Genomic DNA, 15,806 nt, shown 5'->3' with positions numbered 1-15,806 from the left:
ACATAACATAAGGCATCGACTCCCACGATGGACCTGCTCATGAATGCGTCTCTGCCGGATATTGCCGCGCAGGCCTCACGCCAAGCCCTGCCACTTGAGTGGGTGGGCATGTGCGGCATTGCTCTTCCTGTTTTATTCGATGGCCAACGAATGAGTGCAAAGGCCGACGCGGGCGTTAGCCTCGACGATGGAGAGGCGCGCGGGATTCATATGTCGCGGCTGTACTTGGCGCTGGAAATGCTTGAGCGAGAAAACCTGACACCCGCCTTGATGCGGCGAGTTTTGGAACGTTTTCTCGAGACTCATGAGGGACTGTCCAACAGCGCGTACTTAAAAATCCACACCGATTTACTCCTCAAAAGACCGGCGCTGGTCAGTCCATTGGCCGGCTGGAAAACCTATCCAGTAAGCATCGAAGCACGTTTGAAAAACGCGATGTTCCACGTGGAACTAAAAATCGAGGTGCCTTATTCCTCGACCTGTCCCTGTTCAGCTGCGCTTTCCCGGCAGTTGATTCAACAGCAATTCGTCGATGACTTCGCCAACACGCCGCTGCAACACGCCGATGTCTTGGCTTGGCTCGGCTCCACAAAAGGCATCGTCGCAACGCCTCACAGCCAACGGAGCACTGCGAAATTGCGGCTTCGACTGGACGACTATCTGGATGACTTGCCGCTGATCGCGATCATCAACGACGCCGAAGCGGCCCTCGGCACCGCCGTACAAACCGCCGTAAAACGCGCCGACGAACAAGCCTTCGCACTGGCCAACGGGCAGAACCTGATGTTCTGCGAAGACGCCGCCCGACGTTTGAACCTGGCCCTGAAACGCTCCCCCGGCATCAACGCCTTCCACCTACGAGTCGTCCACGCGGAAAGCCTCCACGCACACGACGCGGTAGCCGAAAGCCGCTGGAATTGGGAGGCCGCATGATTCATTGCCAAGCCTTGCGATGGGGTGCACCCGGCCAGCCACTGACTCCACCCGTGGATTTCGAACTGGCCCAAGGAAGTCTCACCGCCGTAATCGGTGCGAACGGTTCGGGTAAAAGCAGCCTGCTGAAAGTCATCGCGGGGTTGCAAAAACCATTGACCGGCAAAGTCATCCTGGATGTTCCACGCAAGGGCAGCCTCTCGTTCCTTCCACAGCAACAACACCTGGATCGCCAATTCCCCATCAGCTTGCAAGAGTTAGTGGCCGCCGGTTTCTGGGGTAGCACGCAGTCTCCCGAGATACGCAGACAACGCCTCAAAGCCGTGCTGGAAAACTGGTGTCTGAGTGGACTGGAACAGCGCCCGTTGATGGCCTTGTCCGGCGGCGAATTACAACGTGCCCTGCTCGCCCGTTTGAGTCTCGCGGATTCGCCACTGCTGTTGCTCGACGAACCCCACGCCGCCCTCGACGAGCTCGGCCAAGCGCTGCTCTGGAAACACATTCACGTCTGGCATGCCGAGGGCCGAACCCAAGTGATCGTGTGCCATGACCTGGCCGCCGTTCGCCAACACATTCCTCAAACGTTGCTGATCAAAAGCACCGGCTGCGTCCTCGGATCGAGCGTTGATCTGATCCATCAACAACCACAAGCGCGGGTGGCTTGATGCTCGCGGCCGCTCATCTTTGGCAACCGTTCCACGAGTTCGTGTTCATGCGTCGAGCACTTCTCGGCGGGTTGGTTCTGGCGTGCAGCACCGCACCCTTGGGCGTGTTTCTGATCCTGCGACGGATGAGCCTGATCGGCGACGCGGTGGCTCACGGCATTCTGCCGGGGGCGGCATTGGGTTTCTGGTTCGCCGGATTGAGTCTGCCGGCGCTGACCATCGGCGGCCTCGGTGCCGGTCTCGGCATGGCCGGACTCGCCGCCTGGATCACCCGTCGCACCGGCCTGCGGGAAGACGCCAGCCTCGCCGCGATCTACCCGATCTCTCTTGCCTGCGGTGTGCTGATCCTCGGCATCGCCGGCAAACGTCTGGACCTGTTGCACCTGTTGTTTGGCTCGGCACTGGCGGTCGATGGCCCGACGTTGACGGGCATGCTCTGGGTCTCCGGCTTCAGCCTGATCGCCATGGCGTTCATCTACAAACCGCTGTTGCTGGACACCCTCGACCCACTCTTTCTGCAAACCGTCAGCCGACTTGGTCCCCTGGCACACGGCGTATTTCTAACCCTGGTGGTGCTGAATCTGGTGATCGGTTTCCAGGCCATCGGTGCACTGATGGTCGTCGGATTGATGATGTTGCCCGCCACCGCGTCGCGCTTCTGGAGTCGTCACTTGCCGACGTTGATTGCCATCGCCGCTCTGCTCGGCTGCCTCTCGGTGTGGCTCGGACTGTTGCTGTCCTTCTACTTCTCGCTGCCCAGTGGCCCGGCGATCGTGCTGGTGGCTGGCGGTTTGTATCTGCTGTCCGTGGTGTTCGGACCGGTGCACGGTTTGCTGCGGCGCCCGCCTTTGCTCACATCCCAATGAGGTGTTACCCGATGCGCGTTTTACTCGTGGTGTTCAGTTTGCTGCTGTCGATGTCGCTGTCTGCTGCGGAGAAACTTCAGGTAGTCACCAGTTTCAGCATCCTCGCCGACATGACCCATCAAGTCGGCGGCGACCATATCCAGATCACCAACATGGTCGGCCCGGATGCCGATGCTCACACGTACGAGCCGACACCTGACGATGCCAAGGCGTTGCTCAACGCCAAACTCATCATCAAAAACGGCTTGGGTTTCGAGCCATGGCTGGACCGTCTGGTGACCAGCACCGAGACCAAAGCGCCGGTGATCAGCGCGAGCCGCGGCGTCATCCCGCGCTCCCTGGATGAAGATGGCGAGACGATTCCCGACCCGCACGCTTGGCACAATCTGGCGAACGCTGAGCTGTATATCAGCAACATCACCAAGGCGCTGATCGCCGCCGACCCGACGAACAAAGCCGACTACGAACGCAACAGTCAGGCCTACCTGAAACAGATCTACGCGCTGCTTGCCGAAGCCAAGGTCAAACTCGGTTCGCTGCCACCGGGCAATCGTAAAATCGTGACGTCCCATGACGCCTTCGGTTATCTCGGTCAGGCTTATGGCATCGACTTCATGGCGCCTCAAGGCCTGTCCACCGAGCGCGAACCGTCAGCCGCTGAAGTCGCTGCGCTGATCACCCAGATTCGCCAGGCCAAGGTCAAAGCGGTGTTCATGGAAAACATCAAGGATGCACGCCTGCTCAAGCAGATTGCCGATGAAAGCGGCGCGCACATCGGTGGCACGTTGTATTCCGATGCGCTCGCGGCTAACGGTCCGGCCAGCACCTTCGTCGGGTTGTTCGAGTACAACCTCAACACCCTGTACAACGCGTTGAGCAAGCCATGATCCGCAAGAATCCTTCCGGTGATTTACCGGTGATAGCGGAATCTGCCTACGTGGATAAAACCGCCATCATCTGCGGCAAAGTGGTGATCGGCGAGAACGTCTTCGTCGGTCCTTACGCGGTGATTCGTGCTGATGAGGTGGATGCCTCAGGCGAGATGGAGCCGATCACCATCGGCGCCAACTCGAACATCCAGGATGGCGTGGTGATCCACTCCAAGTCCGGCGCGGCAGTGACCATCGGCGAGTTCAGTTCCATCGCACACCGCTCGATCGTTCATGGTCCGTGCAAGGTTGGCGACCGGGTGTTTATCGGGTTCAACAGCGTGCTGTTCAACTGCGCCGTCGGTGACGGTTGCGTGGTGCGGCACAACTCGGTGGTCGACGGTCGCGACTTGCCCGAAGACTTCTATGTGCCCTCCACCACCCGCATCGGCCCGAACACCGATCTGTCGCAGTTCCCACCGGTGAGCGTCAGCGCCTCGGAGTTTTCCGAGGACGTGGCGCGTACCAACGTCGACCTGGTGCGCGGCTACAAAGCCCTGCAGAACGAGTTCTGACCATGAGCAGCGTGCTGATTCGCAATGCCCGGCTGGTGAATGAAGGTCGTGAGTTTGAGGGTGATCTGTTGGTGAGCAACGGTCGAATCGTGAAGATCGCCAGCAGCATCCACGGTGAAAATGCCGACGTGGAAATCGACGCACAAGGGCAATGGCTGCTGCCCGGAATGATCGACGACCAAGTGCATTTCCGCGATCCAGGCTCGCCAGACAAAGGCAGCTTCTACACCGAATCCCGGGCTGCGGTGGCCGGTGGCATCACCAGCTTCATGGACATGCCCAACACTAATCCGGCGACCCTGACCCTCAGCGCACTGGCCGACAAAAAGCGTCGAGCCGCGATCAACTCCGTCGCCAATTACGGCTTTCATTTCGGCGTGAGCAACGACAATCTCGACACCGTCGCCAGGCTCAATCCCTGTGAAGTCGCCGGCGTCAAAGTGTTCATGGGCGCTTCGACCGGCAACATGCTGGTCGATGACCCACAGATTCTGGAGCGGTTATTCGCGCAGGTGCCGACCCTTTTATTGGCCCACTGCGAACACACGCCCAGCATCGACGCCAACGCCGCGAACCTGCGTGACTTGTTCGGTGAACACATTCCTGCTGCGGCCCACCCGCTGATCCGCAACGCCGAGGCCTGCTTTCGCTCTTCCTCTATGGCCGTGGACCTGGCCAGGCGTCACGGCACCCGACTGCATGTTCTGCACCTGACCACCGCCCGTGAACTGGCGTTGTTCGAAGACAAGCCGCTGGCCCAGAAACGCATCACCGCCGAAGTCTGCCTGCACCACTTGCTGTTCGATGACCGGGATTACCCGAGCCTCGGCAACCTGATCAAGTGCAATCCGGCGATCAAAACCCAGGCCGACCGCGATGCCTTGCGTAAAGCATTGCTGAGCCATCGGCTCGACGTGATCGGCAGCGATCATGCGCCCCACACCTGGGCCGAAAAACAGCGGCCGTACAGCCAGGCGCCTTCCGGTTTGCCGTTGGTGCAACACGCCCTGCCCGCGTTGCTGGAACTGGTCGCGGATGAAGTGTTGCCGATCACTACGCTCGTGGCCAAGACCAGTCACCGGGTCGCCGATCTGTTCGCCATTCCCGACCGCGGTTATCTGCGCGAAGGCTATTGGGCCGACCTCGTTCTGATCAAACCGGAACCCGGTGGCGTCGCCGTTTCCCAGCAGCCGATCCTGTCTCAATGCGGCTGGACACCTTTTGCCCGACAGCGTTTCCGCCACAGCGTCAGCAGCACGATCGTGTCGGGGCAAATTGCCTGGCACGACCAACGTCTTAATGACAACTGTCAGGGTTTACCACTACGGTTTATGCGCTAGCACTCGAGAGCACCGACATGATTCACATCACCCTGAGCGATGGTTCATTGCGTGAATACGACCAGCCACTGTCGGTGTACGAGCTCGCCGCGAGTATCGGATCCGAGCTGGCAAAAGCGGCGGTGGCCGGCCGAGTGGACGGCATCCTGGTGGACTGTGAGTTCATGATCGAGGCCGATGCCCGGGTCAGCATCGTCACGCCTCGAGAGCCTGATGGGCTGGAGATCCTGCGACGCTCCTGTGTACTGATGCTGGCCATGGCCGTTAAACAACTCCATCCACAAGTGCAACTGCACTCAGGAACGGCGCTAGGCGACGGGTTCTTTCATGAGTTCTCTGCCGAGCGATCCTTAACGCAGACAGACTTGCCACTGATCGAGGCCCGCATGCAGACGCTGGCGGCGACCAATCACTCGATTCGCCGTCAAGGAAAGACATCGCTGTACCGCCTGGGGAACTTCGAATCGACGACCGCTGGCCCGCATGTCCCCGCGACCAGAGTGCTGCAAGCGTTCACCCTCGACCACATCAGCGGTACGGTGCCGCAACGGATTTACGGTACGTGCTGGTCCTGCCAACAAGAGCTCGATAACTGGCGCACACCGCCACACGTCATGATCGTCAGCATGGACGAACGTCAGGCGGATTATGCGCAGTCAGTAACCGAGGCATTGCGCAGAAGTGGAGTGCATGCCCGCGCGGATCTGCGTCACGAGAAAGTCCGCCAAAAGATTCGCGAGCACAGTCAGCACGTGCCGTATCTGGTGGTGATCGGGGAGAAAGAAGAAGAAGGCAGGTTTGTCAGTGTGCGCAGCCGCACTGGGGAGGATTTCGGCAGGATGAGCGTTGAAACGGTGTGTGAGTGGTTGAATCAGGCCCGCTCCCACACAGTCATGTAGGGCGCGGGCCTGCTGGCGGGCTTTTAAGCTCTTGGCTTGACGGTCCCGCAATCCTGCCCCAACCACACGGCGCGGCTATCGAGGCTGCCCTTCTGCTGAATGCCGGTAGCATTGAAGGTGCCGTTAACCTTAGTGGTGAACTCACGATCACTTAGGAAAGTGGCGACACCGGTGCCCTGCGCTTTCGGACAGCTGAAGCGGAATTTCCACTGGTTCCCGGTGCGGTCGGTGATTTCCTGCTTGCAGCCCGACTGTGGATCGGTCAGCGGGATATTGTCTGTCTTCACCTGCTCCGGAGTCAGGCAAGCCCGAATCCCCTTGCCGCCCATGGTGATGCCCTGCTTTTCGAGCTGCGCGCGCTGTTGAGGGGTCATCTGGCTCTGTATCTGGCCAAGGATCAGCTGCAAATCCGGGAGATTCTGGTCATCGACCTTCATGTTGCTTGTGGTCATTTCCCACAAACCGGGCTGCAACATCTGCGCCTGAGCAGCCACAGGAAGTGACAAACCAACAGCCATGGCCAAACCCAGAAGACGAACGTTCATCGAGTAACTCCTGATCAGTAGTGGCCGTTAGACGTCAGCCAGCGGCTTCGGTTCATGGGCCAATTAAATAGCGACATTCTGCACGGAACATGGTCTGTTAAGCATTGAATCTTCAGGAGCAAGGCTGCCCCATGGATTACTTTGGACCGCATATTTTCGGCTACATGATTGCACTGCTTCACACGCTGGGCCTGATCGCTGCCATCCACGCCGTGCTCACCGTCCGGACCGCCCAGGGATCGATCGCCTGGGCCCTGTCGTTGCTGTTTATTCCCTACCTCACGCTCATCCCCTATCTGGTCTTCGGCCGCAGTACCTTCGATGGCTACATCAAGGCGCGGCGCCAGGCCAACGAAGAAATGCGCAAGGCAATCTCCGAGCTGAACTGGCGCCCCTGGGTAGAAGAGGCGCTGACCGCTCGCGCCTCAAGTGCTTACGCGTCCTTGAGGGCCATGCCGAAACTGGGGCGCATGCCGTGCCTGGCGAACAATGAAGTGCGTTTGCTGATCGACGGCCAAGCCACCTTCAACGCCATTTTTGAAGCCATCAGCAATGCGAAGGAAGCGGTGCTGATTCAGTTTTTCATCATCCACGACGATCGCCTCGGCCAACGCCTGCAAACCTTACTACTGCAGAAAGCCGCCGAAGGCGTGGCGGTTTATTTATTGTACGACCGCATCGGCAGCCATTCCCTGCCGCACAGTTACGTGCAGCCGCTGCGCGATGCCGGCGTCGAGGTCAAAGCCTTTGCCACCCGCAGCGGCTGGCTTAACCGCTTCCAGGTCAACTTCCGTAACCACCGCAAGATTGTGGTGGTCGATGGAGTGCTGGGGTTCGTCGGGGGGCACAACGTCGGCGACGAGTACATGGGCGAGAAACCACCCCTCGCCCCGTGGCGCGATACCCATGTGCAAGTACGCGGGCCGGTAGTTGCCTGCATGCAGGAATCGTTTGCTGAAGACTGGTTTTGGGCTGCCCGCTCATTGCCGCCGCTGATCCTGCCGGACGTTTACCCGGACGACGGCGTGCTCTGCCAATTGCTCGCCAGCGGTCCGGCGGATTCCTACGAAACCTGTTCGTTATTCTTCGTCGAAGCCATCCATGCCGCCACCGAGCGGGTGTGGATCACCAGTCCGTATTTCATCCCCGACGAAGCCGTGTTCGCAGCGTTAAGGCTGGCGGTTCTGCGAGGCGTGGATGTACGGCTGCTGCTGCCCTCTCGACCGGACCACCGGATCGTCTACGCCGCCTCCAGCCTTTATGCCTTCGAAGCCGTGCGCGCTGGCGTGCGGGTGTTCCGCTATGAGCCGGGGTTCCTGCATCAGAAAGTGGTGTTGATCGACAGCGAAATCAGCGCCATTGGCAGTGCCAATCTGGACAACCGCTCGTTCCGGCTGAATTTTGAAGTGATGCTGTTGACGGTCGACAGCGCGTTTGCCGCCGAAGTAGAACAGATGCTCAACGATGACTTCGCCCAGGCTCACGAGATCGCCAAAGAAGAAAGCCGGGAGACCCGCCGCCTGCAACAGGTCGGCATGCGGGTCGCCCGGCTTATTTCACCGATACTTTAAGGGTTGTAGATATCGTCTCGCGTCCATGGCAGTTCATGGCTGCCATCGGGGTGGGCTTTTACCGCGAGAATCTGGTGCAGATTGATCCAGCCCTTGGCGAACGCGTAAGCGCATCCCGCCAGGTACAGCCGCCAGATCCGTAAGGCCTGCTCGGGCACCAGCCTGGAAGCCGCTTCCAGATTGTCTTCCAGGCGTTCGCTCCAGTGGTCCAGGGTACGCGCGTAATGCAGACGCAGACTCTCGACGTCGACGATCTCCAGCCCTGCTTCGCTGATCTCGGCAGAGATCATCGACAGATGCGGCAGCTCGCCATTGGGGAACACGTATTTCTCGATGAATTCGCCGGCACCGCGCCCCACCGGACGGCCGTCGATGTGTTTGGCGGTGATCCCGTGGTTCATCACCAGGCCACCCTCCTTCACCGCACCGAACAAGGTGTTGCAGTACTCGGCCAGATTGGCGTGACCAACGTGTTCGAACATACCGACACTGACCACTTTGTCGAAGCGACCGTCCTGAGGCAGGTCGCGGTAGTCGAGCAGTTGCAGTTCGACCAGATCGTCCAGGCCTTCGGCAGTCACCCGTTCACGGGCAAGTGCCAGTTGCTCTTTACTGAGGGTGATCCCGAATACCTTCGCGCCAAACTCCCGAGCCGCATACCGGGCCAGTCCGCCCCAACCGCAGCCGACATCCAGCAGGTATTCCCCTGGTTGCAGCCGCAGCTTGCGGCACAAGTGACGGAATTTGGCTTGCTGGGCCTGCTCCAGCGTTTCACTGCCGGTCTCGAAATAGGCGCAGGAATACGCCATGTCACTGTCGAGCCACAGCTGATAAAACGCATTGGAAAGGTCGTAGTGGTAGGAAATCGCCTTGGCGTCGGCTTCTTTGTCGTGAGCGGTGCGCACTGGCTGACTGTCTTGATCGCCGAGCAACGCCTGGCTCCACTCATCGCAGACGCGGATCACGTCGCTGATGGAGCCTTCCAGCTCAAGTTTACCTTCGACAAACGCCGCTCCGAGCGCGTCCAGGCTTGGGTGAGTGAACTGGGTAACCATTTGTGGGTCCTTGACCACAATAGTGACGCTTGGCGTCGGCCCCAGATTGAATTCATGGCCGTCCCAGAGTCGCAGGCGTAGCGGTAACTGCAGATTCTGTAAGGCCGGAGGAAGATGCGCGAGCATGGATAGACCCTCTTGTTTCAGACGTCTGATGTGAGGGTAGTCCATCCTTGAAAAATAGCCGGCTACCGAATTGATAGCCCTTTTCTATGATTCGTAACGCTCGAACCCACCGTCGCGAATTCACAAAAGTGATTGCCCTCACCCTAGATGACTACGAATTCATCGCACAGTTCTGAAAACTTGAAACCGCCCGTGATCGCGCTGTTTAGAGCATTCAACCGGCGTACTCAATCCTCATCCTCAAGCTTGAGCAATGGTTCCTGAAAACGCAGTAAACGCCCGGCATTCCCCAACACCAGCAAGGTGCTGAAGTTGTGCAACAGCGCAGCAATCATCGCTCCCGCAGCACCAAGCCAGCCGAAGGCGGCGAAGACTACAATCGCCAGCGTCCAGCCCAGACCGATGATCACGTTAACCTGCAACGTGTGCCGGCATTGGCGACTCAAGCGCACACACGTGCCGAGTCGACGCAGGTCGCTGCCGATCAGGACGATATCGGCCGAGGCCAGCGCGATGTCCGCCCCACCCGCGCCCATGGCCACGCCGACCACACCGGCCTTGAGCGCCAGCGAATCGTTGATCCCGTCTCCTACGACCATCGGCCGGAAGCCGCTGCCGATTTCCTTCAGCACGCGATTGAGTTTGTCCTCGGGCAACGCTTGAGCTTCAACGTCGCTGATCCCGACATCCCGCGCCAGTGTGTGTGCGACGCTTTGTCGATCACCTGTCAGCAGCAACTGCCGGCCCAACCCCAATTCACGTAACTCGCTCAAGGCAAATCGAGCCTCGGGTTTGACGCTGTCGGCCAGCAAAAGCCAGGCGAGGAATTCACCGTTGAGCGCCAACCCGGCAATCGGGCCATCGTGGTCGGGGACGCTTGAAGTGGCGATGCCCAATTGCGCGAACAGCTCCGGACGCCCGAGCGCCGCCTCGCCCTGCTCCGTCATCGCCACCACACCCAGCCCCTGACGCTCGTGGATATCGGAGAGCAGCAGAAAATGTTCCTGGGTGACCAACCCGGCGAGCGCGCGGCTGACCGGATGACTGCTGGCGGACCCGAGGCTGGCGGCGAGTTTAAGGACGTGGCTGCGATCCTCGAGCGGACTGTCGATGGATTGCAAACGCAAGGTGCCGAAGGTCAGGGTTCCGGTCTTGTCGACCACCAGTGAAGTCAGGTCTGCCAACTCTTCGAGGAACGCAGAGCTGCGAATCAGAATCCCGTGACGAGCCGCCACCGCCACCCCGGCAATCGCCGTGGCCGGCGCGGACAACACCAACGCGCAAGGACAGGCAGCCACCAACACCGCGAGCATGGCCTGAGCATCGTTAGTGACGAACCAGGTCACAGCGGCCAGCAGCAACACCAGCACCATGTAGCTGCCAGCGTAGCGTTCCAGCAGTCGCGTGATCGGTGGTTTGGAACGCTCGGCACTTTGCATCAGCGCGATGACTTTACCGAGGGTCGACTCATTGCCGGTGCGAGTCACTTCAATACGCAGCAGACCGTCGAGGTTGATCGCGCCGCCGAAGACTTGCATGCCGATGCCCGCCTCCATCGGCACCGATTCGCCAGTAATCGAAGCGGTGTCCAGGCTCGCCTGACCGGACAACACCCGACCATCCGCCGGCACCCGGTCACCCGCGCGCACCTCGACGAGGTCGCCAGCCTTGAGTGTGCCGTTATCCACTTCGACGATGGAGCCATCGGCCTGAACCTTGCGCGCGTGGCTGCGCGTCAGCTTGCCGAGGGCGCGAATCGCCTCCTGCGAGCCGATCACACTGCGCTCTTCCAGCACGTGGCCGAAGATCATGATGATCGGCAGCAACGCTGCGGTCAGCAGATCACCCGTTGCCCACGCCCCCAGCATAGCCAGGGCGATCAATTGATCAGTGATCCCGTGCAGACTCGGATAACGCAAGCTGTACCAAGCTGAACGCATCACGGGCACGGCCACCAATAACGAAGCAAAGCCCAGCAGCAATTGACTGACGCCCGTCTGCTCCGGCGACAACCAGCGCCAGGTCAGGCCGAGCGCGAGCAGGCCCAATGCGAGCATGGCCAGGGTCAATTGTCGGGCGGCGCTGCGTTGTTCAGCCGAGGACAACATGCTCGGTGCGGCGGCGGTTTGGGTGGTCATTGTGCTGCTCCCTGAATGATCAGGCGGGAATCGTCTTTCGGGTTGACCGTGGTCACTGAGCCGGCCTGACCAAGAATCTTCGGCATCCGCTCGCGGTAGATGCGCAGCAGCATTTGCGGGTCGGTGCCTTGTTGTTGCGCCTTGGCCAGGCTCAATACCGTGGCCGTGTCAGCCGAGGCTTTGGCCAGGCGTTCACTCGCTTGGGCGTGAGCGACTTGCAGCGTGCGATCGGCTTGTTCGTTGGCAGTCTGAGTCAGTTTCTCGGCTTCAGTGCGAGCATTGGCCACGGTTTTGTCGGCTTGTTGACTGGCAGTCAGCACAGCGTTGAAGGCGTTGACCGCCGGACCGGGCAGACTCGATTGCACGTCGACTCGCGCCACTTCTATTCCTAATCCCTGCCCGGTCGCGGTCAGGTCAGCCAGGCGCTGATTGATGCCTTGCACCAGATCACCGCGTAGACGTTCACGTCTTTCGGCAGCCTGTTTATCCGCGCCAATGAGTTCCGGTCGCGCCACTAGAATGGTGTCCAGATCTCGCGCGGCAGTGAGGGTCACCGCGCTGCGAGTTACCAATCGATCCAATGCCGGCAATACATGTTCGCCTTGAAGAACGAAGGCATACGGCTCGGTGACTTTGTAGAAAACTCGCACATCCAGTTGCACCACGCCCGCGTCACCGGTGAGCAAATAACCAGAGCCGGCGAGTGCATCGCTGATCGGTGTAGCGAAACTCGCCGCTCGGTCTGCCTGCAACGCCGCATCAGTGCGCAGTAGGTTTTCCACCCGACGCTCAATTACCCGATCCGCCGCAGGCAACAAAATCACCTGCTCAAACGGACGGGGCCAAGCCAATAGCAGGCCAGCATTCTGGATGCGATCCAGCGCGCCGAAGTACAAAACCACCGCGCGATTTTGCGGATCGATCTGCCGCACATTGGAAAATGCCCACGCTAAAGCGGCTAACACTGTCACGGCGTAAAGGGCCAAAAAAGCCAATCGCCCCGCCTGAATCCAGGGACTGCTTAACTCATTTGTTCCACGTGGAACTAAATTCATGGCTGCGACCCGGACTTGTTATCGAGGGTCGGCGGACCGTCAACCAACACCCGGAACGGCGCGGCGTCGGTGCGCAGAATCAGTTTTGTACCGGGCGTGACGATCGTGCCTAGTGTGTCGAGGGAGCGCAGCAGGTTGTAGAGCTGTGGTGACCCGGCGTAGGCGCGACCATAAATCTGCGCGGCTTCAACCCGCGACTGTGCTTCGATATCGGCAGCTTTCACCGTGGCATCGGCTTGGACGATTCGTGCATCACGCTCAGCAGCGGAACGGATTTGCGCCGCTTCGCGCTTGCCGATGGCCGTGCGTTCGGTGGCGATTGTTTCACGCTCGGCACGCATGCGATCGACCGTAGCGGTGAGGGTAACCGACGGCAAGGTCAGACGCTCGATGCCAACTTGCAGCACCCTCACGCCATAGGTCGTGAGCAGCTGTTGATCGATTTGCTGACGCAACTGCGCTTCAAAATCAGCGATGTGTACTTTGTTGGCGTCGGTGTTCACCAGGTTAGCCAGATCAAAACTGCTGGCCGTGGTTTCCAGAGCCGAACCCACAAACGTACGAATCTGCCGCGCTGCTTCGTCCGGCTGATTCTGTACGGCGCGCATGAAGCGTTGCACGTTGTCCGGATCGCCCTGAACCTGCCACGCCACGTAAGCCTGAACGATGATGCGCAAACCGTCCCGCGTCCCCACATCCTGTAAACCACTCGAGGTCGTGCGCAGTCGCAGATCGACAGGAATCGCTGCTTCAAAAGGAGCAGGCCAACGCCAGCCAAGACCCGGCTCCAGCAGTACCCGCGACGGATTACCGAAACGCGTGATCACCGTGGCCTCCCCCGAACGCACTTGCACCAGGCTCGCTGCCGCAATGGCGAACGCCACCAGCAACGCTGCCCAGCCCATTCGCCGCCATGGAAACGGGCCCGCTTCTTGGGGGTCACCGTGGTGGTGATGGCCGTGGTGATGCCCGCCATGGCCGTGATCGTGGCCAGTGTGGTCATCGTGATCGTGAGTGTGCGACTGGCTCAATTGGCAGCTCCTGGCTGAGCAGTTTTACGCGCCGGCGCAGGATCAGCCGGCAGCGTGAATGTGCGTAAGTCGATGGTCGGCGCGTTACTGCTGCCGCCCAGACGATGATCGAGCACCAGCAACCTGGCGTTGGCCAGGCCCTGGGACAGTTGGCTGAAGTACTGTTCCAGCACGAAGGCCTGGCCGGCGCTGGCGTAGGCCTTTTGTTCGGCGCTGAATCGCAGATCCGCCGCTTGAGCGGTAGCGCTGATTTCACGAGCGCTGGCCGTCGCTTGATCGCGAGCGATGCTGGCCTGCAATTGCGCCTGGTTGGTGGCTTCCGCCGCCGCCCCACGCTCACGAGAAATCAATGCCTGGGCACCAATCTGCGCAGCCTGGACGCCGTGATAGGCATTGGCGGCACCGGCCGGCGGATGAATCGCCTCGACCACGGTGGCGAGAATTTCCACGCCGCTGTCGAGTTTCTGCAAGTCAGCCTGTACCGCCCGACCAATCTCTTCGGCAAGCCCTACCCTGTCTTCGCCGAGCAAACCGTCGAGGGTTCGCGAGGCGAAATCGTGGACCAGAATTCGGCTGGCGGTGCTGCGGATCAGTGTCGGGACATCAGCGCTGTTGTAGGTCGCCGCCAATGCCGCTTGATCGCTCAGGCCGATGCGATAGACGAAACGCACGTCCATGTTGACGATCTGGAAGCTCTGCTTGTCGGCTCGGCTGCTGGCAATGACTTGAGATTTGTCGTTCACGTGGCTGGCGTCCCACAAGCGATTGGCAATCGCCGGTGCGGGGCCTTCGGCGGGTTCGGCCACGACCGGCGCCGGTGTGTCGCCAACACTGGTGGCCAATTCGTGAACCACACCGTTCTCGACGCTCAACACTCGGCCCAGAGGCCAGGGCAAACCCGCGTGCAAACCAGGACCGAACACCTCCACCGGTTTGCCGAATCGCTCGTAGATGCCCCGCCCTTGCATGGGGATTTCGTGAATGCCGGTCAGTGACCAACCCACTATCGAGACCACGGCGAACACCGGCAGAAATGCCCGACGCATGTAGGTGAAGGCCCAGATCTGTCGAAGGTCGATGCCGAAGCGGTTGTGCAATTCGTGCTGTAAGGCCAGCAAAGGTTGCGGCGGCCAGCGCAGCATGTCGGCGACGAAGCTGCGCGCCAGCAAGGCAGGTTCGAGTTGTTCGCGCTGCGGACTGAACAACGACAGCATCGCGCGCAACAGTAGCTCGGCGGCGACGAGCCCCGGCAGCAGGCCGATCAGTACCGCCAGACGCGCCGGCCATACCGAGGATTCGCTACCCAACAACAAGCACAACGCGCTGAGCACCAGACAAATGATCGCCACCCGGGTCATCTGCGCCAACGACGCTGCCTCGGGCCATTGCGCGACGTTTTCCTGCGCCAGTTGACGCTCCAGCACCAGTAAACCGAAGGCCAGCAACAAGGACAGCGCCGCACCGACACTGGCCGACAATCCCAGTGCGGTCGGCGGCAGTGCAAGGTTCCAGACTTGTTCGATGCTCAACAACGTCAACAGCGACCAACCCGCGAGCCACAGCGTGGGAGCGCCGATCTGCACCAGCATTCGCAGCCATCGCTGGCTGAGCCGATCCAGCAACTGCTCGTACCAGCCCACCGGGGCAACAACTTCGTCAGCAACGACGACCTGCACGACCGGGTTCAACGCCCGCGCGCGCCATTGCGTCACCCACCAGGCCGATTGCAACCCGGCAACCAGCACCAGCAAACCGGCGCTCTGATTGACCAGCAACGCGGGCCAGAGCGACTGCGGCGCAAACAGCCCGACAAAAAACGCCAGCAACCCACCTGTCGCCGCAAGAGCGCCCAGACCGATTGCGAACTGACGTAATCGTCGCCCTTGAAAAACCGCCTGCTGGAAACGCGGCAGCCCGGCTACTTGCGTCCCATCGACATCGAGATCGACTTGCATACCACCCCAGTGTTTATCGTTGCTCATATCGCAATTCGTTACGATATAACGAAAGCCGTGAAATTTCCGTTCTTAAATGCTGTATCTAAAGGCGCTCAACCTGTCGCTTGGCTGAAACCTTGACCGAAATGCTGCGGAACGCACATATTACGTTCGTAATTTTACTCAAGAACTACGTTTACC

Annotated in this window: 14 protein-coding genes; 8 read left to right on the top strand and 6 right to left on the bottom strand. The window is 60.1% G+C overall.

Annotated features, from left to right (window positions below):
* Positions 1 to 39 precede the first annotated feature (39 nt).
* From folE2 to ACMXYJ_RS01550, 7 genes are read left to right on the top strand one after another with little or no spacing between them, the layout of a single operon-like run.
* Positions 40 to 933: a GTP cyclohydrolase FolE2 gene (folE2, locus tag ACMXYJ_RS01580; protein ID WP_415758554.1), complete on the top strand. Its 894-nt coding sequence runs from the start codon at positions 40 to 42 to the stop codon at positions 931 to 933.
* On the top strand, positions 930 to 1,598 hold the full coding sequence (locus tag ACMXYJ_RS01575; RefSeq protein ID WP_415758553.1) for a metal ABC transporter ATP-binding protein: 669 nt from the start codon (positions 930 to 932) through the stop codon (positions 1,596 to 1,598). Before folE2 ends, ACMXYJ_RS01575 begins: the two co-directional genes overlap by 4 nt.
* The gene (locus tag ACMXYJ_RS01570; protein ID WP_415758552.1) at positions 1,598 to 2,464 is read left to right on the top strand and encodes a metal ABC transporter permease; all 867 of its coding nucleotides are present in this window, start codon (positions 1,598 to 1,600) and stop codon (positions 2,462 to 2,464) included. The genes ACMXYJ_RS01575 and ACMXYJ_RS01570 overlap by 1 nt, the downstream gene beginning before the upstream one ends.
* Positions 2,465 to 2,475: 11 nt before the next feature.
* Positions 2,476 to 3,351 (top strand): metal ABC transporter substrate-binding protein, encoded by an 876-nt coding sequence (locus ACMXYJ_RS01565; protein ID WP_415758551.1) that lies wholly within the window; start codon positions 2,476 to 2,478, stop codon positions 3,349 to 3,351.
* Complete coding sequence (locus tag ACMXYJ_RS01560) at positions 3,348 to 3,908, top strand: DapH/DapD/GlmU-related protein (protein ID WP_415758550.1); 561 nt, start codon at positions 3,348 to 3,350, stop codon at positions 3,906 to 3,908. The genes ACMXYJ_RS01565 and ACMXYJ_RS01560 overlap by 4 nt, the downstream gene beginning before the upstream one ends.
* A gap of 2 nt (positions 3,909 to 3,910) precedes the next feature.
* Positions 3,911 to 5,248 carry a dihydroorotase gene (locus tag ACMXYJ_RS01555; protein ID WP_415758549.1) on the top strand — a complete coding sequence of 446 codons (1,338 nt, stop codon included), beginning with the start codon at positions 3,911 to 3,913 and terminating at the stop codon, positions 5,246 to 5,248.
* Between the two features lie 17 nt (positions 5,249 to 5,265).
* Positions 5,266 to 6,147, top strand: coding sequence for a His/Gly/Thr/Pro-type tRNA ligase C-terminal domain-containing protein (locus ACMXYJ_RS01550; RefSeq protein ID WP_415758548.1), 882 nt, complete (start codon positions 5,266 to 5,268; stop codon positions 6,145 to 6,147).
* A gap of 23 nt (positions 6,148 to 6,170) precedes the next feature.
* Here the strand turns inward: ACMXYJ_RS01550 and ACMXYJ_RS01545 are convergent, their stop codons facing one another.
* Positions 6,171 to 6,692, bottom strand: coding sequence for a DUF3617 domain-containing protein (locus ACMXYJ_RS01545; protein ID WP_415758547.1), 522 nt, complete (start codon positions 6,690 to 6,692; stop codon positions 6,171 to 6,173).
* Positions 6,693 to 6,823: 131 nt separating this feature from the next.
* On the opposite strand from ACMXYJ_RS01545, the gene cls reads away from it, so the two are divergent.
* Positions 6,824 to 8,263 (top strand): cardiolipin synthase, encoded by a 1,440-nt coding sequence (cls, locus tag ACMXYJ_RS01540; RefSeq protein WP_415758546.1) that lies wholly within the window; start codon positions 6,824 to 6,826, stop codon positions 8,261 to 8,263.
* On the opposite strand, the gene cfaB is transcribed toward cls, so the two are convergent.
* The 5 genes from cfaB to hflK (ACMXYJ_RS01515) form a co-directional block, all read right to left on the bottom strand.
* Entirely contained in the window at positions 8,260 to 9,444 is a 1,185-nt protein-coding gene (cfaB, locus tag ACMXYJ_RS01535; protein WP_223431337.1) for a C17 cyclopropane fatty acid synthase CfaB, read from the bottom strand. The two genes, cls and cfaB, sit on opposite strands and share 4 nt — an antisense overlap.
* Before the next feature lie 227 nt (positions 9,445 to 9,671).
* The gene (locus tag ACMXYJ_RS01530; protein WP_415758545.1) at positions 9,672 to 11,582 is read right to left on the bottom strand and encodes a cation-translocating P-type ATPase; all 1,911 of its coding nucleotides are present in this window, start codon (positions 11,580 to 11,582) and stop codon (positions 9,672 to 9,674) included.
* Positions 11,579 to 12,637, bottom strand: coding sequence for a protease modulator HflK (gene hflK, locus ACMXYJ_RS01525; RefSeq protein ID WP_415758544.1), 1,059 nt, complete (start codon positions 12,635 to 12,637; stop codon positions 11,579 to 11,581). The genes ACMXYJ_RS01530 and hflK (ACMXYJ_RS01525) overlap by 4 nt, the downstream gene beginning before the upstream one ends.
* The gene (gene hflC, locus ACMXYJ_RS01520) at positions 12,634 to 13,668 is read right to left on the bottom strand and encodes a protease modulator HflC (protein WP_129439821.1); all 1,035 of its coding nucleotides are present in this window, start codon (positions 13,666 to 13,668) and stop codon (positions 12,634 to 12,636) included. The genes hflK (ACMXYJ_RS01525) and hflC overlap by 4 nt, the downstream gene beginning before the upstream one ends.
* Positions 13,665 to 15,623 (bottom strand): protease modulator HflK, encoded by a 1,959-nt coding sequence (gene hflK, locus ACMXYJ_RS01515; RefSeq protein WP_415760665.1) that lies wholly within the window; start codon positions 15,621 to 15,623, stop codon positions 13,665 to 13,667. Before hflK (ACMXYJ_RS01515) ends, hflC begins: the two co-directional genes overlap by 4 nt.
* Between the last annotated feature and the right edge of the window lie 183 nt (positions 15,624 to 15,806).

Source organism: Pseudomonas arabinosi (genome assembly GCF_047758675.1).
Lineage (GTDB): Bacteria > Pseudomonadota > Gammaproteobacteria > Pseudomonadales > Pseudomonadaceae > Aquipseudomonas > Aquipseudomonas arabinosi.
The sequence above is the reverse complement of the archived record's forward strand: the minus strand, read 5'-3'. Positions and strand labels throughout refer to the sequence as shown.

What these genes read in the sequence shown, in the direction of transcription:
- folE2 (WP_415758554.1), top strand. Translation starts at nt 40, where the DNA reads ATGAATGCGTCTCTGCCGGATATTGCCGCGCAGGCCTCACGCCAAGCC.
- ACMXYJ_RS01575 (WP_415758553.1), top strand. Translation starts at nt 930, where the DNA reads ATGATTCATTGCCAAGCCTTGCGATGGGGTGCACCCGGCCAGCCACTG.
- ACMXYJ_RS01570 (WP_415758552.1), top strand. Translation starts at nt 1,598, where the DNA reads ATGCTCGCGGCCGCTCATCTTTGGCAACCGTTCCACGAGTTCGTGTTC.
- ACMXYJ_RS01565 (WP_415758551.1), top strand. Translation starts at nt 2,476, where the DNA reads ATGCGCGTTTTACTCGTGGTGTTCAGTTTGCTGCTGTCGATGTCGCTG.
- ACMXYJ_RS01560 (WP_415758550.1), top strand. Translation starts at nt 3,348, where the DNA reads ATGATCCGCAAGAATCCTTCCGGTGATTTACCGGTGATAGCGGAATCT.
- ACMXYJ_RS01555 (WP_415758549.1), top strand. Translation starts at nt 3,911, where the DNA reads ATGAGCAGCGTGCTGATTCGCAATGCCCGGCTGGTGAATGAAGGTCGT.
- ACMXYJ_RS01550 (WP_415758548.1), top strand. Translation starts at nt 5,266, where the DNA reads ATGATTCACATCACCCTGAGCGATGGTTCATTGCGTGAATACGACCAG.
- ACMXYJ_RS01545 (WP_415758547.1), bottom strand. Translation starts at nt 6,692, where the DNA reads ATGAACGTTCGTCTTCTGGGTTTGGCCATGGCTGTTGGTTTGTCACTT.
- cls (WP_415758546.1), top strand. Translation starts at nt 6,824, where the DNA reads ATGGATTACTTTGGACCGCATATTTTCGGCTACATGATTGCACTGCTT.
- cfaB (WP_223431337.1), bottom strand. Translation starts at nt 9,444, where the DNA reads ATGCTCGCGCATCTTCCTCCGGCCTTACAGAATCTGCAGTTACCGCTA.
- ACMXYJ_RS01530 (WP_415758545.1), bottom strand. Translation starts at nt 11,582, where the DNA reads ATGACCACCCAAACCGCCGCCGCACCGAGCATGTTGTCCTCGGCTGAA.
- hflK (WP_415758544.1), bottom strand. Translation starts at nt 12,637, where the DNA reads ATGAATTTAGTTCCACGTGGAACAAATGAGTTAAGCAGTCCCTGGATT.
- hflK (WP_415760665.1), bottom strand. Translation starts at nt 15,623, where the DNA reads ATGCAAGTCGATCTCGATGTCGATGGGACGCAAGTAGCCGGGCTGCCG.